Source organism: Paracoccus shanxieyensis, from assembly GCF_009711265.1.
Taxonomy (GTDB): Bacteria; Pseudomonadota; Alphaproteobacteria; order Rhodobacterales; family Rhodobacteraceae; genus Paracoccus; species Paracoccus shanxieyensis.
This window is the reverse complement of record NZ_WMII01000006.1, coordinates 152,845-175,990: the sequence shown is the minus strand read 5'-3', so window position 1 is coordinate 175,990 and position 23,146 is coordinate 152,845. Positions and strand designations below refer to the sequence as shown.

The window sequence follows — 23,146 nt, the reverse complement described above, 5'->3', positions numbered from 1 at the left end:
TTGACCGCCAGCCCGCCCCCCATCGCCCGCGCCTGCGCGCCTGCTGATGCCGCCGACGCGCTGGCGCAGCTTCGGCGCGGGCTGGGCGCGGGACCGTTTGCGCTGGTGCTGCTGTTCATCTCGGCCGAAGCGGATCTGTCGCGGCTGGCACGCGAGGCATCCGCCGCCTTTCCCGCCCGCCATGTCATCGGCTGCACCACCGCGGGCGAGATCTCGCAGGACGGTTACGATCAGGGCAGCATCGTGGCCTTCGGCTTTGCCGACGGGCCTTTCGCCGCCGAATGCCTGCTGGTTCCCGATTTGTCGCATCTGTCGCGGCAGGTGCTGACACAGGAACTGCTGCAGACCCGCCAAAGACTGGCCGACGATCACGCCGGTCTGCCCAGCGAATTCGCCGTGCTGCTGGTCGATGGCATGTCCGTGCGCGAGGATGAGCTGGCCGCCGCCCTTGCCGTCGGCGCGGGCACCATGCCGCTGATCGGCGGCTCGGCGGGGGATGGCATCCGCTTTCGCGAAACATGGCTGCTGCATGACGGCCGGCTTTTGCGCGATGCGGCGGTGCTGTGCGTGCTGCGCAGCGCGGGGCCGGTGCGGCCCATCAATATCGACCACCTGCAACCGACCGAATTGCGCATGGTGGTGACGCGCGCGGACCCGGCCTCGCGCACGGTGCAATGCATCAATGCCGAACCGGCGGCGCAGGAATATGCCCGGCTGCTGGGCAAGGATCCGATGCATCTGGACGCTTTCACCTTCGCCGCGCATCCCTTGGCCGTACGCATCGGCAAGCGTCACCACGTCCGGGCGATCCAGCGCGCCCTGCCCTCGGGCGAGCTGGTGTTCTTTTCGGCCATCGACAATGGCGTCGTGCTGACGATGACCCAGCCCGGCCATCTGGATCAGCATCTTGAGGCCGAGTTGCAGCGCCTGTCCGCGCCCGGCAAGCCCGATGCCATTCTGGCCTTCGACTGCATCCTGCGCCGGATCGAGGCGCAGGAGAAACAGATGACCGGCCGCATCTCGGCCTTGATGCGCAGCCATGGCGTGACCGGGTTTTCCACCTATGGCGAACAGTTCGGGCCGATGCATGTGAACCATACGCTGACCGGATACGCCTTTTATCCGCCCGGCACCGATATCGGGCCTGACCCGGCATGAGCGCGCGCATTTCCGACCCGCTGATCGACCCGGACGCCCCCGCATCGGCGAATGTCGAAAAGCTGCTGATCATTGCCGATGCGCTGATGCGCAACAGCGAACAGAACAACGGCGACCGCAGCGCCGCCTTCGAGGAATTCCACCGCGCCGCCGTGCTGGAGGACCGCGTGCGCCAGCGCACCCGCGATCTTGAGGCCACGCTGGAGCTGCTGAACCAAGCCAATGCCGCGACCGAACGCGCCCGCCGCGATCTGTCGCAAGCCATCGAGGCCATCGAGGAAGGCTTCGCGCTGTTCGATGCCGCGGGCGCGCTGGTGCTGTGCAATTCCCGCTTTTGCCGCGCCCTGCCGGATGTGCAGCCCTTTATGCGCGCCGGGCTGACCATGCGCGATTATATCCGCATCTGTTCGCTTTCGGCGCATCTGGCGCTGCCTGCGGGCGTCATGCCCGCCGATTGGGAACAGACCCGCCTGCGCCGCCATCGCCAGCGGCAGGTCTTCAATGTCGAACTGACCGGCGACCGCTGGTTGCAGGTCAGCGAACAGCATGTCGCGGGCGGCGGCACCGTCATCCTGCAGACCGATGTGACGCAGATGATGCGACTGGAGCGGTCCGAACGCGGGCGGTTGCTGGACGATCAGGCCCGCATGATCCGCGCCACGCTGGAACATCTGAATCAGGGGGTGGGGATCTTCGATGCCGGGCGGCGGCTGATCGGCTGGAACTGGCGGCTGGCGCAGATGCTGGCGCTGCCCTCGGCCATGCTGCGGCAGGGCACGCCGTTTTCGGCGCTGCTGGGCCAGTCGCGCTGGCAGTTCCAGCTTGCCGGTGGCGTGCATCATGCCGATCTGGTGGCATGGGTGCGCACCCGGTCGGGCCGCCCGGCGCTGTCCTTCGAGATGCGCCACGTCTCGGATATCGTGCTGGCGGTCTCGGCGCAGGAAATGCCGGGGCGCGGCTTCGTGCTGTCCTTGTCGGACGTGACGCGCGAACGCATGGCCATCCACGCCATGCTGCGCGCCAATGCCACGCTTGAGGCCCGCGTCACCGCCCGCACCGAAGAACTGGCCGAGGCGCTGGCCCATGCCGAACGCGCCAATTCGACCCGCGTGCGCTTTGTCGCCGCGGCCAGCCACGACCTGCTGCAACCGTTATCGGCGGCCAAGCTGTTCGTGGCGGGGGCGCGCGACGATGCCGAAACGCCCAAGCTGCACGCGACGCTGGTCAAGGCCCATAACGCGCTGACCAGCGTCGAGGCGATCCTTGGCGCGCTGCTGGATATCTCGCGGCTGGAAGGCGGCGGCAGCGAGGTCGAGATCACGCCCGTGCCGCTGGATGCGCTGCTGAAGCAGCTGACCGACGAATTCGCCCCCGCGGCCACAGCCAAGGGGCTGCAACTGGATATCCTGCCCAGCCGGATGGTGGTGCGCAGCGACGCGACATATCTGCGGCGCATCCTGCAAAACCTGATCAGCAACGCCATCCGCTATACCGCGCAGGGCCGCATTCTGGTCGGACCCCGCCGCGTTCCCAGCGGCGTGCGGATCGAGGTCCATGACACCGGCCCCGGTATTTCCCCCGACGAACAGGTGGCGATCTTTCGCGAATTTCACCGCATCAACGCCTCGGCCTCGGCAGCCGAGGGCATGGGGCTTGGGCTGGCCATCGTCGATCGTGCGTGCAAGCTTCTGGGCCACAAGCTGGTGCTGCAATCGCAACCGGGGCGCGGCACCTGCTTTTCGGTGGAACTGCCCATGGCCCCCGCGCATCTGCGCCCGGCCATGCCCGACACGCCGCCACAGATCCCCATCGAGCCCGGCGAACATGGCGGCCGCATCGTCCTGCTGGTGGAAAACGACGACGATCTGCGCGCGGCCATGTCGCAATCGCTGGACCGGCTGGGCGTCAGCGTGATCGAGGCCGAGAACGGCGAAGACGCCTTGGCGCTGCTGGATGAAATCGGCATCACGCCCGATATCTGCCTGATCGATTACCAGCTTGGCCCCGGCATGACGGGGGTGGCGCTGGCCGTGGCGCTGGCAGCCCAGCATGGCCCACGCCCGACGCGCATCATCACCGCCAACCGCTCGCCGCAGATCCGCGCCGCCGCGCGCGAGGTCGGGCTGGAGATCATCTGGAAACCCGTCGATCCCGAGGAACTGGCGGGGTTCGTGCTGGCCGATAGCATCGGCGCATAAGGGCTGCTTGGGACCGCCCCGCACCACCGGGCGGGGCGTCCCGGTCGTCACATGGGCTGGCGCGAGGCGCGGACCGTGTCGATGGCGCGGCCTTCCATCCGCACCACCTCAAAGGTCAACTCACCCGCGCGGATCACCTCGCCCTGTTCCGGCAGGCGGCCCAGCGTCCACAGGATATAGCCCGCCAGCGTCGAATAGCGTTCAGCCGAATCCTGCAGATCGGCGCGCAGCAGATCGGCGGCGCGGCGGATATCCATCCAGCCGCTGACCAGCCACGACCCGTCCGATGCCTCCTGGGCCAGCATCGGCTCTTCGCCCTCGTCAAGGAATTCACCGGCGATGGCCTCAAGGATATCGGTGGGCGTGGCGATGCCTTCCAACGCGCCAAATTCATCGACGATCACCGCCAGTTGCACGCGCGACTTGCGCAACTGTTCCATCAGGCGCAGCGCGCTGAGGCTTTCATGCACGACCAGCGGTTCGCGGACCGAGTTCTGCAGGTCGATATGGCCCTGGGCCATCAGGTCGCGCAGAATGTCCTTGGCCAGCGCCACGCCGACGAACTGTTCCAGACTGCCGCGCGCCAGCAGAAAGCGCGAATGGCCCTGCGTCAGGATCTGTTCGCGCAGGCTGGCCTCATCGGCATCCAGATCCAGCCAGTCCACCTCGCCCCTCGGGGTCATGACCGAGGTGGCGGGCCTGTCGGCCAAGGTCAGGACCGAGCGGATCATGTCCTTTTCTTCGGGGCCAAAGATCGCCTGCTGCTCGACCTGATCGGCCATGGTATCGGCGGCCCCGCCCAGATCCTCGCCCCGGCGGCCGCCCAGCATGCGCAGCACCGCGCCCGCCGTGCGGTCGCGCAGATCGCCGGTGGTCAGCACGCGTTCGCGGTTGCGCCGCGCGATCTGGTTCAGCGCCTCGATACCCACAGAAAAGCCGATGGCCGCGTAAAGATAGCCCTTGGGAATGTGGAAGCCGAACCCTTCGGTGATCAGCGAAAAGCCGATCATCATCAGAAAGCCCAGACACAGGATCACCACCGTCGGATGGCGCGAGACGAACGCCATCAGCGGCTTTGCCGACAGCATCATCACGCCGACAGCGACGATCACCGCGATCATCATCACCGACAGATGTTCGACCATGCCGACCGCCGTGATGACGCTGTCCAGCGAAAACACCGCATCCAGCACCACGATCTGCACCAGCACCTGCCAGAAAACGGCATGAACGGGGTTGGCTTCCTTGTGTTGCGTGGCCCCCTCCAGCCGCTCATGCAGCTCCATCGTGCCTTTGAACAGCAAGAACAGCCCGCCAAAGATCAGGATCAGATCCCGCCCGGAAAAGGCATGCCCGAACAGGCTGAACAAGGGCTGCGTCAGCGTGACGATCCATGCGACCGATGCCAGAAGTCCCAGCCGCATCAGCAGCGCCAGCGTCAGGCCGATCATCCGCGCGCGGTCGCGCTGATGCGGCGGCAGCTTGTCGGCCAGAACCGCGATGAACACCAGATTGTCGATGCCCAGAACGATCTCAAGCACGATCAGCGTGGCCAGTCCGGCCCATGCGGCGGGGTCGGACATCCATTCGAAAAACACGGGAAACTCCATCTCAGGACAGCAGGCGCAGCAGGAATTGCGCAATCAGGTTCAGGGTCGCGATGGTCACACCGGCCAGCAGCACGATGCACAGCACCGAGGCGATCCAGCCCAGCACCATCCACAGCCCGTCTCGCGCCACGGCGGCCAAGGCCAGCAGGCACATGCAGGCGGCGGGCGGGATATTGCCCAGCGGGATCGGCAGGATCAGGATGACGGACAAAAGGACGCAGAAGACGCCCGTGACCCGCAGCGCCGGGCCCGAGGCGAATGCCTCAAGCCGCGGATGCAGGATCCGCTCGACGCGGCGCAATGTCGGCAGCGAGTGGCGGGCGATGGTCTGGAACATGCCTTGCGACAGGCCGCGCCGGGTGATGACGGCGGGAAAGCGCGGCGGTCTGGCCAAGACCAGCGCCGCCGACAGATACAGCATCGGCAGCCCCAGCACCGCCGATGATCCCGGCGGGTTGGGCAGGATGTTCAGGATGCCGAACACCAGCAGCAGCGCCAGCGTGGCGCGGCCTTCAAACCATGCGATCATCCGGGCGACGGAAATGCGTTCCTCGCCCGGAGCCTGTGCCAGCCGTTCGATCAGAACGGACAGCGGCAGCCGACTTCGGTCCTCCTCCGCAGTCGGCGAGGAGGACGCGCCGTCAGATGCGGAAAGCTGCGTGTCCCGCATCAGAAATCATCGCCACCGAAATCGTCGCCGCCGAAATCACCCTCGTGCTCTGCGGGATCTTCCTGCGGCATGAATTCTTCGGCCGAAGCCTCGCCCGCGAACATCGAGCCGATGGCATTGCCCAGCAGCACACCGCCCGCAACGCCCATCGCGGTCTGCGCCGCACCGGCCAGAAACCCGCCGCCCTGCGCCTGCTGCATCGGGGCCGCCGCGCCCGGCTGCGGACGCTGCACGCGCGGCACCGACGATGCGCCACCGCCGCCCATCAGCCGCGACAGGAAGCCGCCCTGCGGTTGCTGGGCCTGCGCGGCCTCGGCCTCCAGCGCCTGAATGCGCTGCTGCGCCATGTTCAGCGCGTGTTCCTGCATGATGACGGTCTGCGCCATGTAATAGGGCGCCGAGGGCTGGCGGGCCACGGTGTCGCGGATGAACGCCTCGGCCTCGCCATCACGGGCGGGCGTCTGCCGCTCGACCTGTGCAAGCTTGCCGAACAGGTCCTGGATGGCCTGGCGATCATTGTGATCCATAGGGAAATTGTCCTTCAGTTGTGGGGAATTGAACCGAGCATCCGCTCGGCAGTGTCGGCCAGACGGGCGGGGTCATCCCGCGCGCCCAGCACATGGGCCACGCCGTCCTGCGTGAACCATGCGATGCCGGTGTCACCGGCAAGCACCGTGCCGCTGCTTTCGCCGCCGCCGACCCGGACGACGAACATCGACAGGCGGCCATGTTCGGGCGTGTCCAGCACCATCTCGACCCCCGGCCCCTGCAGGGAAGGGAATACCTGCACATCGCGCGGCACCCAGCCTTCCGGGATCTGCGGCAGCACAAGGCCGGTCAGCGCGCGGATTTCGGCCGGATCGACATCGGGCGCTTCGGGCTGGGACAGCATGGCCAGCCGCAGATCGCTGGCATCGCGGGCGGCAAGGGCACTTTTCACGAAGGCCGGTGGCGGGGTCGAGGCCGCGCCTTCGCGCAGACCCACCGGCCCCAGCGCCAGCCACAATGCGGCCACGGTCGCCGCGATCGCCGCCGAGGGCAGCCCAAGCCGCAACCCGCGCGGAGCGATGGCGCGGTCCAGCCGGCGCGCGGCCTTCAGGTCGCGCGGGCGTTCCCCCGGCAGGGCCAGCGCCAGACGCAACTGGTTGCGGCGGTGCAGATCGGACATGACGCGGGCGGCCTCGGCGGGATGCGCGCCCAGCCATTCCTCGACCGCATTGCGCTGCCATGGGTCAAGCTGATTGTCGACATAAGCGTCCAGATCGTCCTGATTGACATCAGCCGTCATGCCTGTCTCCTCCTCCGACCAGCCGCAGGGGTGGTATCGCGCCATCCTCATAGGCCCGCAACGCGGCGCGGGCGCGGGCCAGACGCGACATCAGCGTGCCTTGCGGGATATGCAGAAACGCCGCCGCGTCGGCATAGGACATCTCTTCGATGGCAATCAGGTGCAGCACCTCGCGCTGTTCGGCGGGCAGGCGGAAAAAGGCGGCGCGGATCTGGTCCAGCCGCACCGCGACCTCTTGCGCGGCGGGAACCTGCATGTCGATGAAGGCGGCGAAATCCGCCTCGCGCCGCGACCGGGCGCGCTGGCTGCGCTTGCCGTCGATAAAGGCGTTGTGCAGGATCGACATCAGCCAGCCACGCGCGGGGCGCGACGGATCCAGCGTGGCGCGGCGTTCATGGGCGCGCAGGAAGGCTTCCTGCAACAGATCGTCGGCATCGGCCTGATTGCGCGCCAGAACCAGCGCATAGCGCCGCAAGCGCGGCAGCAATTCCAGAATTTCCCGAGTTCGCTTTGGCATCTTCCCCCATATACGAAGCCGGGCGCGCATTTAATCCATGGCGGCGTGGATTTTTTCCGGCTGGGTCCGGCGGTCGAAATCCTGACGCGCCGCCTCGACGCTTTTCATATTGTCGCATGTCCAGCGATAAAGCGCGCGAAACGGCTGCAACAAGGTGACGCCCAGCGGGCTCAGCGAATATTCCACCGCGACCGGCATCCCGTCCAGCACGCGCCGGTTGACCAGCCCGTTCCGCTCAAGCCGTCGCAGGACGGTGCTGAGCGATTTCTGCGAGATCCCCTCCAGCCTGCGGCGCAATTCGTTGAATCTGGCCGGTCGTTCATCCAGCACGGTCAGGATCATCATCGACCATTTATCCGCGATCTGTTCAAACAGCAGACGCGAGGGGCAATCGACATGAAACCGTGTGGCGCCGTCCATAAGGTATCCTTCGGGTAACCTGGTGCGGTGAAGGTGTCTTATTGACACTTGGTATCCAAGATATACCTGTTCACGACGATCAACAAGAAGGATGCCCCCATGTCCACAGATACGCTGTTCCGGCCATTCCAGCTGAAGGGCCTGACGCTGGCCAACCGGATCGTCATGGCCCCGATGACCCGCGCGATGGCGCCCGAAGGGATTCCGGGCAAGGCGCAGGCCGATTACTACAGCCGCCGCGCGGCGGGCGAGGTCGGGCTGATCCTGACCGAAGGCACGGTGATCGACCGCCCCGCCGCGCGCAATCTGCCGGGCATTCCGTTCTTTCACGGCGATGCGGCATCGGCGGGCTGGGCGCAGGTGGCCCGTGCCGTCCATGAGGCGGGCGGCAAGATCGGCCCGCAGATCTGGCATACGGGTTCGACCCGCGCGGGCGAATGGCAGCCCGCGGCGCCGGTGGAAAGCCCCTCCGGGCTGGTCGGTCCCGACGACCCGCGCGGCGTCGCCATGACCGAGGAAGACATTGCCGACACGGTGGCGGCCTTTGCCAAAGCCGCGCAGAATGCCAAGGCGCTTGGCTTCGATGTGGTCGAACTGCATGGCGCACATGGCTATCTGATCGACCAGTTCTTCTGGAGCGGCACGAATCTGCGCCACGATGCCTTTGGCGGCGCCTCGATTCGCGAACGCGCGCGCTTCGCGGCCGAGGCGGTGCGTGCGGTGCGCGCGGCCGTGGGGCCGGATTTCCCGCTGCTGCTGCGCGTCAGCCAGTGGAAGCAGCAGGATTACGGCGCGCGGCTGGCCACCACCCCCGAAGAGATGACCGACTGGCTGCTGCCGCTGGTCGAGGCGGGCGTCGACGTGCTGCACTGCTCCCAGCGGCGCTTCTGGGAGCCGGAATTTGCCGATCTGGACCCGGTGCTGAACTTCGCCGGATGGGCCAAGAAACTGACCGGCGCGGCGACGATCAGCGTGGGCTCGGTCGGGCTGAATTCCGATTTCCTGTCGGCCTTTACCGGCAAAAGCTCGGAACAGTCATCGCTGGACGATCTGATCGCGCGCATGGACCGCAACGAGTTCGATCTGATCGCCGTGGGCCGTGCGCTGATCTCGGATCCGAACTGGGTGCAGAAGGTCCGTCAGGGCGACCAAGTGCAGGGCTTCGATGCCGCTGATCTGAAGGAACTGGCCTGACCGAAGCAGGTGGCGGGCGGCAAGATCTGCCCGCCCGCCATCTTTCCCGTTCTGATTGATTAAATTATTAAGCTTATTTCATCTAGGTTGCTTCAAACGCCTTTAGCGTGTATTTATGGGTTTCCCCTCGCGTTAGCTAAAAGTGTCTTTCATGCCGATGCTGATAATGGGGTGCATGGTCGGTGCATTCTGCGCGCTATGCGCCTATCTTCTGGACGGATCCTTGGGTCGGATTGCGCTGACCTATATCGGCTGTGGCACCATCGGAACGCTGGCCAACGCGGCATTCGTTGCAATGACGGGTGGCATTTCCAGCCGGTCCGAAAGTTGACAGGCCGACAGCCGATCAGATGATGTTCTTGCTGCGCGCCTGCTGCAGCGCCTCGGCGACGGTGCGGGCGTTCAGCCGGTTGCGCGCCGATGCCAGCCGGGCGCGCAGCGCGCTTTGCGAAATTCCCAGCATATGCGCGGCAATGGCATAGGGCTTGCCCTCGGCGATCAACCGCAGAGCCTGCAATTCCCGAAACGTCACCGCATCCGGTCGGGCATGTTGATGGATGCGGCGGACGGCTGCTTGCAGCCAGTCGACCTCGGCTGCGGTAAAGGCGCGGTCCGGGCGCGCGAACCCCGCCAGTGTGCGCTTGGCAAGCTCACCCGTGCCGATGATCAGGCCATGCGCCAGCCCGTATCGTGCGGCATCCGGAAAAATGCCCGCTGTGTCCAGATCCGCAAGGTCTTTCCAATGCGCCGCACCCTTGTTGGCATAGGCCCAGGCGATCGTCGGATCGCGCAGACGATAGGACATCGCCAGATAGCGCTGCCGCCATTCCTCGGGATAGGTGTTGTAGACGATATCCGCGCGGGCTTCGCGGATCCGGACGCCGATGTAATAGCCAGAGGGCGCAATCACCTGCATCGCGCGAAGATAAGTCTCCGTAGTCGCTGACACGTTCGGTTACCCCTGCTAACGAGCAGGCTTCGGCTATCCGAGCCTTGTGTCCTCGTCAAGCGACCAGCGGTCCCTGTCGCGCCGATGTGCAGACCTGTGCCGCAACGGAACAGCAAGGCAGCCCGATTGCAGGCAGGTTTGGCGTCGGACACAGCAAAGAACATCCGGGTCAGGCAACCGACGCGCGGCCTGAAACCCCGTGGACCGCGCGGCCAAGCGCCGCCCGAAAACCGCTTGGTTCGCAAATTTGCCCAGAAATTCAGCCTTTGTTTACAAAGCTCGGTCAATCTGCGGCGCAAAGCGGCGGTCGGGGTATATATCGCTGGCATCGCCTGGCCATGAATGCCAGCTTTTCGACATTCTTGTATGAGCTTTTGGATTTTCGGGTGCCCAAGAAACTGCTGAATTTTCTGAAGAAAGATCTTTCCCCGCCGCCGCCCAAGCGTCAGGTCGCCGCCTTGTGCCGCCATTCGGAAAATGGCGACGTGCTGCTGATCACCAGCCGGGACAGCGGGCGCTGGGTGGTGCCCAAGGGCTGGCCCATGCAGGGGCGCAGCATGGCCGAGGCCGCGCGCCGTGAAGCGTGGGAAGAGGCGGGCGTGCGCGGCACCATCGGCAAGGACCACATCGGCACCTATCACTATGCCAAGATGCTGCCCAAGGGTATTCTCGTTCCGCTGGAGGTGCAGGTGTTTCTGATGAGCGTCGAGAAGCTGTCGAAGGGCTTTCCCGAACAGGGCCAGCGCCGCCGCGGCTGGTTCGCGCCGCATGTCGCGGCCAGCATGGTCGAGGAAGAGGGGCTGAAACAGATCCTGCTGCAACTGGAAAGCTGACAGCGATGCAGCAGCCCCGGCGCATGGCCGGGACCGCCGCGATGGCGTGTCAGATCAGGAAATCGCTGGCATCCAACTGGGCCAGACGGAAGTTCTGCAGCGTGACGCTGGTATCCGCCGACAGATCCAGCACCACATCATTGCCGACCTGACGGGCATTGTTGATGACGCTGTTCAACTGGCCACGGCTGAAATCGTCCAGATCAATGCGGTCGACCCCGTTCTGGAAATCGGTGATGCGGTCGCGCCCGTCGCCACGCTCGAATTCGAACACGTCGGCACCTGCGCCGCCCGACAGCACGTCATTGCCGCGATCGCCCTCAAGCCGGTCATTGCCCGCACCTGCGGACAGCAGGTCATTGCCCGCGCCGCCTTCCAGCGTGTCGTTGCCCGAACCGCCATACAGGCTGTCATTGCCGTCGCCGCCTTCCAGATCGTCATTGCCGTCGTGACCGGCCAGAATGTCGTGGCCGCGCCCGCCCTCAAGCTCATCATGGCCCGCGCCGCCTTTCAGGTGGTCGTTGCCGTCGCCGCCTTCCAGTTCGTCATTGCCGGCGCCGCCATCCAGCACGTCATTGCCCGCGCCGCCTTCCAGATCGTCATGGCCGTCGCCGCCCAGAAGATGATCGTTGCCAAAGCCGCCATACAGCTTGTCGTTGCCCGCGCCGCCCTGCATCGTGTCATTTCCGCCATAGCCGTAAAGGCTGTCATTGCCGCCCAGACCGGACAGCCAGTCAGCCAGTTGCGTGCCGTCGATCCGTTCGGCGACCTGCGTGCCAATCTTGCGTACCATCTGCATCATTCCTTTGCTTAGCGGCATCTTCTGCCGGGTTTCCACAGGCCAGCGCACCACGACGCTGCCGCCTTCCTGCGAATCATTACATCATAAGCGCTGACAGCGATCTGATCCGGGCTGTCAGGGAAATGTCAGGGCTGCGGCGCTATATCCCGGCCCATGACACGCACGCTTTTTCTTGCCATCGCCCTTGCCACCCTGCCGCAGATCGCGGGCGGGGACCGCAGCCTTCAGGATGTCGAACTGGCGCGTGATCTGGTCGAACGCGGCCAGATCATGCCGCTGGCGCAGGTGCTGACGCGCCTTGCCGAACAGCATCCCGGACAGGTGGTCGAGGTGGAACTGGAATACAGCGACGGCATTCTGGTCTATGAGGTGGATCTGATCACCCCCGATGGCCGCATGATCGAGGTGGACATGGATGCCTCGACCGGCAAGATCGTGGACATAGACGAGGACGACGACAACTGATGCGCACCCTGCTGGTCGAGGATGACCCTCGAATCGCCGAGGATCTGACCCGGGCGCTGACCGCCTCGGGCTTTCTGGTCGAGTCGGCGACGGATGGCGAAACCGCGTGGTTCCGGGGCGGGACCGAACATTACGACCTGATCGTTCTGGACCTGAATCTGCCGCGTCTGGACGGGCTGACCATCCTGAAACGCTGGCGCAATGAGGGCTGCGAAAGCCCGGTCCTGATCCTGACGGCACGCGGTGGCTGGACCGAGCGGGTCGAGGGGATCGACGCGGGCGCCGACGACTATCTGCCCAAGCCCTTCCGCATGGAGGAGCTGATCGCCCGCGCCCGCGCGCTGGTCCGCCGCGCAGGCGGGCGCAGCACCGGGCAGCAGCAATTCGGGCGGCTGGCCGTGGACCTGAACCGCATGAGCGCCAGCATCGACGGCATCCCCGTCAAGGTCACACCCTTGGAATTCCGCCTGATCGCGCATCTGGCGCTGAACCGCGACCGCGTGGTGCCGCCGACCGAATTGCTGGAACGGCTGTATGGCGACGACGACGCCCGCGAAGCCAATGCGCTTGAGGCCATCGTGGCCCGCCTGCGGCGCAAGCTGGGGCCGGGCATCATCGGCACGCGGCGCGGCTTTGGCTATTATCTGGAACAGGACGGGTGAAAGGCTCGATCCGCTGGCGGATGATGCTGGCAGGCGCGGGGGCGATTCTGGTCGCGCTTGCGCTGTCGGCCTTTGGCCTTGCCATCCTGTTCGATCGCCATGTCGAACGCATCGCGCAGGCCGATCTGCGGTCGCGCGCGATTGCGGTGGCGGCGATGATCGAACCGCGCCCGAACGCCACCCCGACCGTGCGCAACGTGCCGCTGGATCCGCTGTATGAGCAGATCTTTTCGGGCCATTACTGGCAGTTGCAACTGGGCAGCGAAACGTTGCAGTCGCGGTCCTTGTGGGATTTCACGCTGCCGATGTTCAAGGGCCCGCCCGCGCCGGGCACCACGCGGATGCTGACGCTGAGCGGCCCCAAGGGCGAGCCGCTGATGGCCTATGAACAGAACCTGCTGATCGGGGATGGCGACACGGCGGTGCCTGCGCAGATCCTTGTGGCGCTGGACCGCAGCGAACTGGCCATGGCGCGGCGCGGCTTCATGGCCGATCTGCTGCCCTATATCTCGACGCTGGGGGTGCTGCTGCTGGCGGCGTCTTTCGTGCAGGTCACGGTCGGCCTGCGGCCCTTGGCGCAGGTGGCCGCGCGGGTGGCGCAGCTTGGCTCGGGGCAGCGGCCGCGCATCGGCAATGACATGCCCGCCGAGGTGGTGGCGCTGGCCACGCAGATCGACCAGCTTCTGGATGCCCGCGACCACGAATTGTCGCGCGCCCGCCACCGCGCCGCCGATCTGGCGCATGGGCTGAAGACCCCGCTGCAGGCGCTGCTGGGCGACGCGCGGCAATTGCGCGACCGGGGCGAGGATGAGCTGGCCGACAGCATCGAAAACATCGCCGCCGCCATGCGCCGCCATGTCGATCGCGAACTGGCCCGCGCCCGCATTCAGACCGAACGCGCCAGCACCGGCGCCGAACCCGCCACGCTGATCGCGAAGCTGGTCGAGGTGCTGACCCGCACGCCGCTGGGCGCGATGATCGACTGGCAGGTCAAGGCCGCCCCCGGCCTGCGCGCCCGCATCGACGCCGATGATCTGACCGAGGCGCTTGGTGCCTTGCTGGAAAACGCCATGCGCCACGCGAATGAAACCGTCTGGGCGACCGTCGAACGCGCGGCCGACCAGATCCGCATCACCATCCGCGATGACGGGCCGGGCGTGCCGGAAGCCGATCTGACCCGCCTGACGCAGCGCGGCCTGAGCCTTGATCCCGATGGCGAAGGTCAGGGCATCGGGCTGGCCGTGGTTGCCGCCGTCGCCGATGCCGCGCAGGGCCGCCTGCACATGCGCAATGCAAAGCCGGGGCTGGAGGTGACGCTGACCCTGCCCGCCGCCGCCTGATCACGCCCCGCTTCGGGACTGGCCCCCGGACTGGGCCCCGGACTGGCCCAGCCCCAGCGTCAGCGCATCCAGCATCTGCTGGCCCAAGGGACCGGGCAGGCGATGGGCGGGCCATGCGACGACGACCGTGCGGGCGGGGTGGAACTGCATATCCTCGCAGGTCAGGCGGACCACCTCGCCGCGCTGCATTTCATCGGCGAATGTGCGGGCCGCCGAAAAGCACCAGCCCAGCCCCGACACCACCATCGACTTGATGGCGTCCACATCGTTCACCGTCCAGACATCGGACGAGAACAGCCACCCCACCCGCTCCATGTCGATCAGCGGAGAGCCGACGTAATAGATCTGCCGTTCCCGGTCGAAGGCGCGCATCGGCAGCGGTTGCGGCATCTGCGCCAGCCTGTGCTGCGCGGCACAGACCGGAGCCAGCACCTCGGAGGCCAGATGCCGGGCCGAGATATCCGAGGGGATGGCCGCGGCCAGGGTCAGCGCGAAATCGAAATCCCCATCGCGCAGATCATCCCAAAGCGTCGCCAGCGACGAATTGAAGAACTGGCAGCGCGCATGGGGATGGGCTGCGGAAAACGCCCGCAAGGCGCGGTTAAGATCGGCGCGCGGAAACAGCACATCGACCAACACGCGCAGATGGGTTTCCTGCCCGCGCTCCAGCGATTGGGCATGGGTGGTGAAACTGCGGGCGCGTTCGACGACGCTGCGTGCCTCGGCCAGCAGCACGCGGCCGCGTGGTGTCAGTTCGGCCCGGTTGGTGCCGGTCCCCAGCAGGGCAAAGCCGCATTGCGTCTCAAGCTGGGTCAGCGAATAGCTGACCGACGAAATCGGCCTGCGCAATTCCCGCGCCGCCGCTGTCAGGCTGCCTTGATCGACGACGGCGCAGAAGGCTTGCAGATGATCGACAAGATTGGGGTGCATTTCAGGATTCTCGAAAGAACTTTGCCATTCTTTTCGTTTTACCCAAAACACCAAGCGATGCTAGCCTGATCCCAAGCTCCGTGGTCGGGGGAGGAACCGACCAGCAGAACTGTTTGGGAGGACAGCTATGCACGGTTCTTTCACGCCTTCCGGGCGTCCGAACGTCTTGCGGGTGCGCCCGTGACGGATGTGGTTCTTGAATGCCGCGACGTGACGCGCCGCTTTGGCGGTGTGGTCGCGCTGAAAGATGTCTCGATCGCGGTGGCGCGGGGCGAGATCTTCGGGCTGGTCGGGCCGAACGGCTCGGGCAAGACCACGCTGGTCAATGCCATCACCGGATTTTATCCGCCGCAGCAGGGCCAGATCCTGCTGGACGGTCAGCCGATCAACGGCATGAAGCCGTTTCGCATCGCCGCCAAGGGCGTTGCCCGCACCTTCCAGAACGTCGCGCTGTTTCATGGCATGAGCGTTCTGGACAACATCCTGATGGGCCGGCACATCTATATGAAGCCCAACCCGCTGGCCTCGCTGTTCTATCCGTGGTGGGCCGAAAAGGAAGAAATCGCCCATCGCCGCAAGGTCGAGGAAGTGATCGACCTTCTGCAACTGGCCCCTGCCCGCGACGCCCATGTCGACGTGATCCCGCTGGGCCTGCAAAAGCGGGTTGAACTGGCCCGCGCGCTGTGCGCCGAGCCCCGCCTTCTGGTGCTGGACGAGCCGATGGCGGGGATGAACCAGGAAGAAAAGGAATACATGGTCCGCTTCATCCTGGATGCGCAGGACGCGCTGGGGCTGACGGTGCTGATCATCGAACATCACATGGATGTCGTGACCGCGCTGTGCGACCGGGTTCTGGTCCTGAACAATGGCCAGCAGATCGCGCAGGGCCCCGCCCGCGAGGCCATCGCCGATCCGCGTGTGGTCGAGGCCTATATCGGAAAGCCCCGCGATGCAGCATGATCCCATCGACACCGCCGCCGCGCTGCATCCCGACTGGCAGCCGGGCGACACCATTCTGGCCCGTCTGGCGCGCAATGCCGCCGAACATCCCGGCGAAATCGCCATGCGCGAACGCGACCGGGGCATCTGGCAGGAATATGACTGGCGCGCCTATCTGGCCGCCGTCACCGAATTCGCCGCGGGCCTTGAGGCGCAGGGCATCGGACCCGGCGATGTCGTCATGGTCATCGGCGACAACCGCCCGAACCTGTATTTCGCCATGCTGGGCATCGCCTGCCTGCGGGCAATCCCCTCGCCCGCCTATGCCGATGCCCCGACCGAGGAACTGGCCGCGCAGATGGCGCGCGAAAACATCCGCACCGCCATCGCCGAAGATCAGGAACAGGTCGACAAGATGCTGGAGGCCCGCGAAAGCTGGCCTGCGCTGGGGCTGGTGGTCTATGACGACCCGCGCGGCCTTGCGGGACGCGAGCCTGCGGGCGTCATGGGCTTTGATGCGATCCGGGCCGCCGGGGCGGCGCGTCTGTCGGTCGATCCGGGGTTGCGCGATGCGCTGATCGCGCGCCCCTCGGTCCATGACATCGCGGTGCTGATGCATTCCTCGGGGACCACGGGCGCGCCCAAGGGCATTCCGCTGAAACACGGCCATGTGCTGTCAGGCGTCAGAAACGCCGCCGCCGCCGGATATTTCCGGCAGGGCGAGGTGCATATGGCCTATCTGCCGATGGCATGGGTCGGGGATTTCATCTTCTCAATCGGCGCCGCGACCGAGCTGCGCTTCAGCGTCAACATCCCCGAGGCGCAGGAAACCGCGCTGCATGATCTGCGCGAAATTGCGCCTTCGCTGTATTTCGCCTCGCCCCGGGCATGGTCGGCGATGCTGACCCGCGTGCAGGTGGGCATGGCCGAAACCAGGGGGGTGAAGCGTTGGCTTTACGACTGGTTCATGCCCCGCGCCATGGCTGCCGAACGCGCAAGGCTGACGGGCAAGCCCGGTCAGGGCGGGCTGACGCGCTGGCTGGGCGAATGGCTGATCTGCGGCCCGATCCGCGACCAGCTGGGCCTTGCCCGCGTCCAGCGCGCCTATACCGCAGGCGAGGCCATCGGCGAGGACGTGTTTCTATGGTTCCGCGCGTTGGGACTGAACCTGCGCCAGTTCTATGGCCAGACCGAAAACTGCGCGCTGGCCGTGGCGCAGGGGCCGGACGACATTTCCCTGACCACCGTCGGCCGTCCCTTTCCCGGCATCGACATGCGCATCGACGAAACCGGCCAGATCCTGCTGCGTGGCGACAATATCTTTGACGGTTATTTCCAGAACCCCACAGCGACCGCCGAGGCGCTGGTCGATGGCTGGCTGCAGACCGGCGACGCGGGCCAGATCGAACCCGACGGCCAGCTTGTGGTGCTGGGCCGCGTGTCCGAGGTGGTGGAAAAGCGCGACGGCACGCGCTTCATCCCGACCTATATCGAAAACCGGCTGAAGTTTTCGCCCCATATCAAGGACGCCGCCGTTATCGGGCGCGGGCGCGACATGCTGGTGGCGATCGTCTGCATCGATTTTCAGGCGGTGGGGCAATGGGCGCAGGAAAACGGCGTGGCCTATACCTCCTATGCCGAACTGTCGCAGTCGCCACGCGTGCATGACCTGATCGCGGGCCAGATCGCGCAGGTCAATGCCGGCCTGCCGCACGGCCTGTCTGTGGCGCGTTTTGCCAATCTGCACAAGGAATTCGACCCCGATGACGGCGAGGTGACGCGCACCCGCAAGCTGAAGCGCAACGTGATCGACGACCGCTATGGCCCGATCATCGAGGCGCTGAACGCCGGGGCGGACCAGATCGATTTCCGGGCGCAGATCACCTATGAGAACGGCCAGACCGGATCCTTGGACCGGGTGCTGCGGCTGGCCGATGTGGAGGCCGCGTGAATGGCATATTTCCTTGAACTGCTGATCTCGGGCGCGCTGACGGGGCTGATGTATGCGCTGGTCGCGCTGGGGTTCGTGCTGATCTACAAATCCGCGGGCGTGCCCAATCTGGCGCAAGGCGCGCTGGTGATGACGGCGGGCTATGCCGTGTGGCTGGTCATGTCATGGGGGCTGCCGGTCTGGGCCGCGATCCCCGTCGCCGCCGCGATCATGTTCGGCTTTGGCCTGCTGGTCGAACGCGTGCTGCTGCGCCGCATGGTCGGCCAGCCGATCATCATGGTGGTGATGCTGACGCTGGGGCTGGAGATCCTGCTGCGCGGCCTTGTGCCGGGCATTCTGGGATCGGCGCCCAAGCCCATCGACCTTGGCATCGGCTTTGCGCCCATCATCATCGGCGATGTGTTCATCAACCGCACCTCGCTTTATGGCGGCATCGCGGCGCTGGTGCTGGTCGGCGCGGCGCTGGCGTTCTTCCGCACCCGGCTGGGCACCAAGCTGCGCGCCGTGTCCGACGATCACGTCTCAAGCTGGGCGGTGGGCATTTCCGTCGAACGCGCCATCGGCATCTCGTGGGGTCTGGCGGGGGTGGCTGCGGTGATCGCGGGCGCGCTGTGGGGGTCGTCGCAGGGCGTCGACTGGACGCTGTCGGCGCTGCTGTTTCCCGCCGTCGCCGTGGTCATTCTTGGCGGCGTCGATTCCATTCCCGGCGTCCTGCTGGGCGGCATTCTGGTCGGTGTCGCCGGGACGGTGATCCCCGGCTATCTGGACAGCATCGCGGGCGGATCGACGCGCGATGTCGTCACCTCGCTGATCATCCTTCTGACCATCATGATCCGGCCCTTCGGCATATTCGGCCGTGAAGACATCGAAAGGATCTGACCCATGTTCTATCGCCTTTCGGGAACCTATCATACCAGCTACCGCGCCGATCGCAGGCTGTGGAAAGTGCCCGCCGACCGCTGGCTGGTGATCGCGCTGCTGCTGCTGGCGCTGCTGGCCCCGCTTTATGTGTCGCCGCTGTATCTGGGCAGCTATGTGCTGCCATGGGTGATCTGGTCGGCGGCGGCGCTGTCGCTGACGCTGCTGATGGGGCTGGCGGGACAGCTGCATTTCGGCTTTGCCGCCGTCATGGCCATCGGGGCCTATGCCTCGATCCACCTGACCCGCGCGGGCATCCCGTTCGAGATTTCGCTGCTGCTGTCGGGCCTGATCGCGGCGGTGATCGGCGCGGTCTTTGGCGGCGCGGCGCTGCGGGTCAAGGGGCTGTATCTGGTGATGGCGACGCTGGCCATGCAGTATCTGGTCGATTGGGTCGTGGTGAACGTGCCGTGGATCTCGGGCGGGGCGCATGCCACCTTGCGCACGCCTGCGGTCAGCTTCCTGCTGCTGCCCTTGGACAGCCTTGCCGCGCGCTATTGGCTGGCGCTGGGATGGGCGGTGCTGCTGACGGTGTTTTTCATGAACGTCAAGCGAAGCTTGTTCGGGCGGGCGCTGGTCGCGATCCGGGACAAGGATTTCGCCGCAGCCGTCATCGGGGTCGATCCGTTCCGGACCAAGCTGATGGCGTTTTTCACCTCGTCCTTCATGGGCGGCGTGACGGGGGCGATCCTTGCGTTCTGCTTTTACCGCGCCGTGACGCCGGAACAGTTCGGTTTCAACGTCTCGATCCAGCTGGTGGCGATGGTGCTTGTGGGCGGGCTGGGTTCGGTCATCGGATCGTGGCTGGGCGCGGGCTTTGTGCTGCTGGCGCCGATCTTTCTGACCAACCTCGTCTCGGACCTTGCCGCGGCGGGCTGGGTGCCGGTCAGCCAGAACTTTCTGTCGCACCTGCCTTTGGTGATCTATGGCGCGATGATCATCGGCTTTTTGCTGCTCGAGCCGCTGGGCTTGGCGAAAATCTACGACAATATCCGCAAATATCTGCTGGTCTGGCCGTTCCGGCACGCCAGAAGCTGATCCTTGGGAGGGGGTCTGACATGATGCAAGGACGTATGAACTGGATGCGCAAGCTGGCCCTGACCACCGCCGTGGTGGTGGCCACCGCAGGACCGATCCATGCCGAGGAGATCAAGTTCGGCCTGCTGCAGGATTTCACGGCGGTCTATACCTTCGTGACCGGGCAGTACAATCAGGGCCAGCGCGATTACCTGACGCTGGTGAACGAAGAAGGCGGCATCGGCGGCAATACCTTCACCGCCATCGTCCGCGACACCGGCAACCAGCCCCAGCGCGGGATCGAGGCCTATAACCGCGCCAAGGAAGAGGGCGCGATCCTGTTCGACTTCCTGTCGACGCCGGTATCTGCCGCCATTCTGGATCAGGCACAGGCGGACAAGAACATCGTCATCACCCCCGTGCATGGCCGGGGCGATGCCTCGGACGGCACGGTCTTTCCCTATATCTTCCCGGTCATGGCGACCTATTGGGCGCAGGCGGCGAACCTTGTCGAATACATGAAGCAGACCGGCGGGCTTGAGGGCAAGAAGATCGCCATCGTCCATATCGACAGCCCCTTTGGCCGCGAACCCGGCCCGATCCTGCAGGCGCTGTCCGAACAGGAGGGCTTCGAGTTCCGCGCCTTCCCCTATGCCAGCCCCGGCAACGAACAATCGGCGGCATGGTCCGAGGTGCGCCGCTATCGTCCCGATTACGTCATGATCTGGGGCGCGGGCGGCGGTCAGGCCGTGTCCGTGCGCACGGCGATCCAGAACGGCATCCGCCCCGAACAGATCCATTCCGTGATCTGGCTGGCCGAAACCGATGCCGCCAATGTCGGCCCGCAGATGAAGGGCGTGAAACGGTTCGAGGCCACCGCCTCGGGGATGGATCACCCGATCATCCAGCGCATTCAGGAAAAGGTCATCACGCCGGGCAAGGGCGCGGGCGAAACCGCCAATGTCGGCAACAGCTATTACAACCTTGGCGTCGCCACCATGGCCGTCGCGGTCGAGGCCGCACGGCTGGGCGCGGAAGCCGGCGGGCCGATGAACGGCGATGCGCTGAAGGCGGGGTTTGAAAAGATCTCGGGCTATGACGCGGAAGGGCTGATGCCCGCCGTCACCATCACCGCGACCGACCATCAGGGCGGCGGCGCGGGCCGCGTGTCGGAATGGGACGGCGAAAAATGGGTCCCTGTGTCCGAATGGCATGCCGCCTACCCCGAGATCGTCCGCAAGGTGATCGAGGATTCCGCCGCGCATTACGGGAAGTGACGCCATGCCCGCGCTGGTTCTGGAAAATGTCGAGGTGATCTATGACAAGGTGTTCCTTGCCATCAAGGGCGTCTCGCTGGAAGTGGGCGAAGGCGAAATGGTCGCGCTGCTCGGCTCGAACGGCGCGGGCAAATCGACCACGCTGAAATCGGTCTCGGGGCTGCTGGGCCCCGAACGCGGGCTGGTGACGCGGGGCGATGTGCGCTTTGGCGATCGGTCCATTCTGGGCCTTGGCGCGCCCGAACGGGTGGGGCTGGGGCTGGTGCATGTGCTGGAGGGGCGGCGCATCTTCGGCCATCTGACGCCGGACGAAAACCTGATCGCCGCCTATCGCGGGCGCAATATCGCGCGGTTCAACGAATTGCGCGAACAGGTCTATGCCTATTTCCCGCGCCTGCGCGAACGCATCAAGTCGAAATCGGGCTATCTGTCGGGGGGCGAACAGCAGATGCTGGCCATTGGCCGCGCGCTGATGACCGAACCGCGGCTGATCATGCTGGACGAACCGTCGCTGGGCCTGTCGCCGCTGCTGGTGCAGGAAATCTTTGGCATCATCCGCGACATCAACGCCCGCGAAAAGCTGTCGGTGCTGCTGGTCGAACAGAACGCGGCGGCGACGCTGGACATCGTGGACCGCGCCTATCTGATCGAACAGGGGCAGGTCGTCATGTCGGGCGCAGCCGAGGTGCTGAAGTCCAACCCCGATGTGCAGGACTTCTATCTGGGCGGCACGGATCATGTCGATTACCGCAACGTCAAACACTATCGCCGGCGCAAGCGCTGGCTGGCCTGAGGAAAGCCCATGACCGCCGATCACTACGACCAGACCGAGACGCGCAGCGACACCGACCGCGCGGCGGACCAGCTTGCCCGCCTGAACGCGCAGATCGGGCGGATGCGCGCGACGCAGCCACTTTGGGCCGACCGCCTGCCCGAACGGCTGCGGGATCTGGCCGATCTGGCCGCCCTGCCGGTGCTGCGCAAATCCGATCTGGTCGAATTGCAGGCCCGCCACGCGCCTTTCGGCGGCCTGCTGGGCGGCCCGGCGCAGGGGCTGCGCAGGCTGTTCGTGTCGCCCGGTCCGATCTTTGACCCCGAAGGCTGTGCGCCCGACTGGTGGGGTTCTGCCCGCGCGCTGTATGCGGCGGGGGTGCGCAAGGGGGATGTGGTGCTGAACACGTTCTCATACCACCTGACGCCCGCCGCCTTCATCTTCGAGGCGGGTGCGCAGGCCATCGGCTGTCCGGTCATTCCCGCAGGTCCGGGCAATACCGCCGACCAATTGACCGCCATCACGCAATACCGCCCCCGCGTCTATGTCGGCGTGCCGGATTTTCTGAAGATCCTGCTGGACAAGGCCGATGAGGCAGGCGTGGACCGCAGCGCGTTGCAGATCGGCATGGTGACGGGCGCGGCGCTGCCCGAAAGCCTGCGCGCCGAACTGGCCGGGCGCGGTGTGGCGGTGCGGCAATGCTACGGCACCGCCGATCTGGGCATCGTCGCCTATGAGGATGGCGGTCCGGGCATGGTGCTGAACGAAGGCGTCATCGTCGAAATCCTGCGCCCCGGTACCGGCGATCCCGTCCCCGATGGCGAGGTCGGCGAAATCGTCGTGACGCGGCTGGATGCCGATTACCCGCTGCTGCGCTTTGCCACCGGCGACATGTCGGCGATCCTTCCTGCCTCGGGCCCCCGCACCAACCGCCGCATCAAGGGCTGGATGGGCCGCGCCGATCAGGCCACCAAGATCAAGGGCATGTTCGTGCGCCCCGAACAGATCGCCGCCATCGCCCGCGCCGTGCCCGGCTGCCAGCGCCTGCGTCTTGAGGTCAGCCGCAGCGGCGAACAGGACCGCATGCATCTGCTGGCCGAGCATCCCGATCAAGGCGCGGTCGAGGCCCTGACCGGCAAGCTGGCCGAGATCACGCGCCTGAAAGGCTCGGTCCAGATCGTCGCGCCGGGCAGCCTGCCCAATGATGGCAAGGTCATCGCCGATCTGCGCTAGCGC

The 23,146-nt window shown here is 65.8% G+C and carries 24 protein-coding genes; 15 read left to right on the top strand and 9 right to left on the bottom strand.

Features of this window, described 5'->3' with window-relative positions:
- A complete protein-coding gene (locus GL284_RS08340) occupies positions 1 to 1,158 on the top strand; it encodes an FIST signal transduction protein (protein WP_155044138.1) in 1,158 nt (385 codons plus the stop codon).
- On the top strand, positions 1,155 to 3,356 hold the full coding sequence (locus tag GL284_RS08335; RefSeq protein WP_155044137.1) for a hybrid sensor histidine kinase/response regulator: 2,202 nt from the start codon (positions 1,155 to 1,157) through the stop codon (positions 3,354 to 3,356). The genes GL284_RS08340 and GL284_RS08335 overlap by 4 nt, the downstream gene beginning before the upstream one ends.
- A 47-nt stretch (positions 3,357 to 3,403) precedes the next feature.
- Here the strand turns inward: GL284_RS08335 and GL284_RS08330 are convergent, their stop codons facing one another.
- From GL284_RS08330 to GL284_RS08305, 6 genes are read right to left on the bottom strand one after another with little or no spacing between them, the layout of a single operon-like run.
- A complete protein-coding gene (locus tag GL284_RS08330; protein ID WP_341870332.1) occupies positions 3,404 to 4,954 on the bottom strand; it encodes a TerC family protein in 1,551 nt (516 codons plus the stop codon).
- Positions 4,955 to 4,967: 13 nt separating this feature from the next.
- On the bottom strand, positions 4,968 to 5,636 hold the full coding sequence (locus tag GL284_RS08325) for an exopolysaccharide biosynthesis protein (protein ID WP_155044135.1): 669 nt from the start codon (positions 5,634 to 5,636) through the stop codon (positions 4,968 to 4,970).
- The gene (locus tag GL284_RS08320; RefSeq protein WP_155044134.1) at positions 5,636 to 6,163 is read right to left on the bottom strand and encodes a DUF2076 domain-containing protein; all 528 of its coding nucleotides are present in this window, start codon (positions 6,161 to 6,163) and stop codon (positions 5,636 to 5,638) included. The genes GL284_RS08325 and GL284_RS08320 overlap by 1 nt, the downstream gene beginning before the upstream one ends.
- A 14-nt stretch (positions 6,164 to 6,177) precedes the next feature.
- Entirely contained in the window at positions 6,178 to 6,924 is a 747-nt protein-coding gene (locus GL284_RS08315; protein WP_155044133.1) for an anti-sigma factor family protein, read from the bottom strand.
- Positions 6,914 to 7,441, bottom strand: a complete 528-nt coding sequence (locus GL284_RS08310; RefSeq protein ID WP_230382980.1) for a sigma-70 family RNA polymerase sigma factor — start codon at positions 7,439 to 7,441, stop codon at positions 6,914 to 6,916. Before GL284_RS08310 ends, GL284_RS08315 begins: the two co-directional genes overlap by 11 nt.
- Positions 7,442 to 7,471: 30 nt before the next feature.
- Positions 7,472 to 7,861: a winged helix-turn-helix transcriptional regulator gene (locus GL284_RS08305; RefSeq protein WP_155044131.1), complete on the bottom strand. Its 390-nt coding sequence runs from the start codon at positions 7,859 to 7,861 to the stop codon at positions 7,472 to 7,474.
- Positions 7,862 to 7,960: 99 nt separating this feature from the next.
- Here GL284_RS08305 and GL284_RS08300 point away from each other — a divergent pair, with 99 nt between their 5' ends.
- A complete protein-coding gene (locus tag GL284_RS08300) occupies positions 7,961 to 9,055 on the top strand; it encodes an NADH:flavin oxidoreductase (RefSeq protein ID WP_155044130.1) in 1,095 nt (364 codons plus the stop codon).
- Between the two features lie 151 nt (positions 9,056 to 9,206).
- Positions 9,207 to 9,386 carry a hypothetical protein gene (locus GL284_RS08295; protein ID WP_155044129.1) on the top strand — a complete coding sequence of 60 codons (180 nt, stop codon included), beginning with the start codon at positions 9,207 to 9,209 and terminating at the stop codon, positions 9,384 to 9,386.
- A gap of 15 nt (positions 9,387 to 9,401) precedes the next feature.
- On the opposite strand, the gene GL284_RS08290 is transcribed toward GL284_RS08295, so the two are convergent.
- A complete protein-coding gene (locus GL284_RS08290) occupies positions 9,402 to 10,004 on the bottom strand; it encodes an autoinducer binding domain-containing protein (RefSeq protein ID WP_155044128.1) in 603 nt (200 codons plus the stop codon).
- Positions 10,005 to 10,390: 386 nt separating this feature from the next.
- Here GL284_RS08290 and GL284_RS08285 point away from each other — a divergent pair, with 386 nt between their 5' ends.
- Positions 10,391 to 10,837, top strand: coding sequence for an NUDIX hydrolase (locus GL284_RS08285; protein ID WP_341870331.1), 447 nt, complete (start codon positions 10,391 to 10,393; stop codon positions 10,835 to 10,837).
- A 49-nt stretch (positions 10,838 to 10,886) separates the two neighbouring features.
- On the opposite strand, the gene GL284_RS08280 is transcribed toward GL284_RS08285, so the two are convergent.
- Complete coding sequence (locus GL284_RS08280; RefSeq protein WP_196216744.1) at positions 10,887 to 11,630, bottom strand: calcium-binding protein; 744 nt, start codon at positions 11,628 to 11,630, stop codon at positions 10,887 to 10,889.
- Between the two features lie 162 nt (positions 11,631 to 11,792).
- Here GL284_RS08280 and GL284_RS08275 point away from each other — a divergent pair, with 162 nt between their 5' ends.
- From GL284_RS08275 to GL284_RS08265, 3 genes are read left to right on the top strand one after another with little or no spacing between them, the layout of a single operon-like run.
- The gene (locus tag GL284_RS08275) at positions 11,793 to 12,104 is read left to right on the top strand and encodes a PepSY domain-containing protein (RefSeq protein ID WP_155044125.1); all 312 of its coding nucleotides are present in this window, start codon (positions 11,793 to 11,795) and stop codon (positions 12,102 to 12,104) included.
- Entirely contained in the window at positions 12,104 to 12,766 is a 663-nt protein-coding gene (locus GL284_RS08270; RefSeq protein WP_155044124.1) for a response regulator transcription factor, read from the top strand. Before GL284_RS08275 ends, GL284_RS08270 begins: the two co-directional genes overlap by 1 nt.
- Positions 12,763 to 14,106, top strand: a complete 1,344-nt coding sequence (locus GL284_RS08265) for a sensor histidine kinase (protein ID WP_341870330.1) — start codon at positions 12,763 to 12,765, stop codon at positions 14,104 to 14,106. The genes GL284_RS08270 and GL284_RS08265 overlap by 4 nt, the downstream gene beginning before the upstream one ends.
- Here GL284_RS08265 and GL284_RS08260 read toward each other — a convergent pair whose 3' ends face one another.
- Entirely contained in the window at positions 14,107 to 15,036 is a 930-nt protein-coding gene (locus GL284_RS08260; protein ID WP_155044123.1) for a LysR family transcriptional regulator, read from the bottom strand.
- Between the two features lie 180 nt (positions 15,037 to 15,216).
- On the opposite strand from GL284_RS08260, the gene GL284_RS08255 reads away from it, so the two are divergent.
- From GL284_RS08255 to GL284_RS08225, 7 genes are read left to right on the top strand one after another with little or no spacing between them, the layout of a single operon-like run.
- Positions 15,217 to 15,996 (top strand): ABC transporter ATP-binding protein, encoded by a 780-nt coding sequence (locus GL284_RS08255; protein ID WP_341870329.1) that lies wholly within the window; start codon positions 15,217 to 15,219, stop codon positions 15,994 to 15,996.
- Positions 15,986 to 17,926: an AMP-dependent synthetase/ligase gene (locus tag GL284_RS08250; RefSeq protein WP_155044122.1), complete on the top strand. Its 1,941-nt coding sequence runs from the start codon at positions 15,986 to 15,988 to the stop codon at positions 17,924 to 17,926. Before GL284_RS08255 ends, GL284_RS08250 begins: the two co-directional genes overlap by 11 nt.
- Positions 17,927 to 18,805: a branched-chain amino acid ABC transporter permease gene (locus tag GL284_RS08245; protein WP_155044121.1), complete on the top strand. Its 879-nt coding sequence runs from the start codon at positions 17,927 to 17,929 to the stop codon at positions 18,803 to 18,805.
- A gap of 3 nt (positions 18,806 to 18,808) precedes the next feature.
- Positions 18,809 to 19,882 (top strand): branched-chain amino acid ABC transporter permease, encoded by a 1,074-nt coding sequence (locus GL284_RS08240; protein WP_155044120.1) that lies wholly within the window; start codon positions 18,809 to 18,811, stop codon positions 19,880 to 19,882.
- A gap of 20 nt (positions 19,883 to 19,902) precedes the next feature.
- A complete protein-coding gene (locus tag GL284_RS08235; RefSeq protein WP_230382979.1) occupies positions 19,903 to 21,138 on the top strand; it encodes an ABC transporter substrate-binding protein in 1,236 nt (411 codons plus the stop codon).
- Positions 21,139 to 21,142: 4 nt separating this feature from the next.
- Positions 21,143 to 21,931, top strand: a complete 789-nt coding sequence (locus GL284_RS08230; RefSeq protein ID WP_155044119.1) for an ABC transporter ATP-binding protein — start codon at positions 21,143 to 21,145, stop codon at positions 21,929 to 21,931.
- A gap of 9 nt (positions 21,932 to 21,940) precedes the next feature.
- Entirely contained in the window at positions 21,941 to 23,143 is a 1,203-nt protein-coding gene (locus GL284_RS08225; protein WP_155044118.1) for a phenylacetate--CoA ligase family protein, read from the top strand.
- Positions 23,144 to 23,146: the final 3 nt, after the last annotated feature.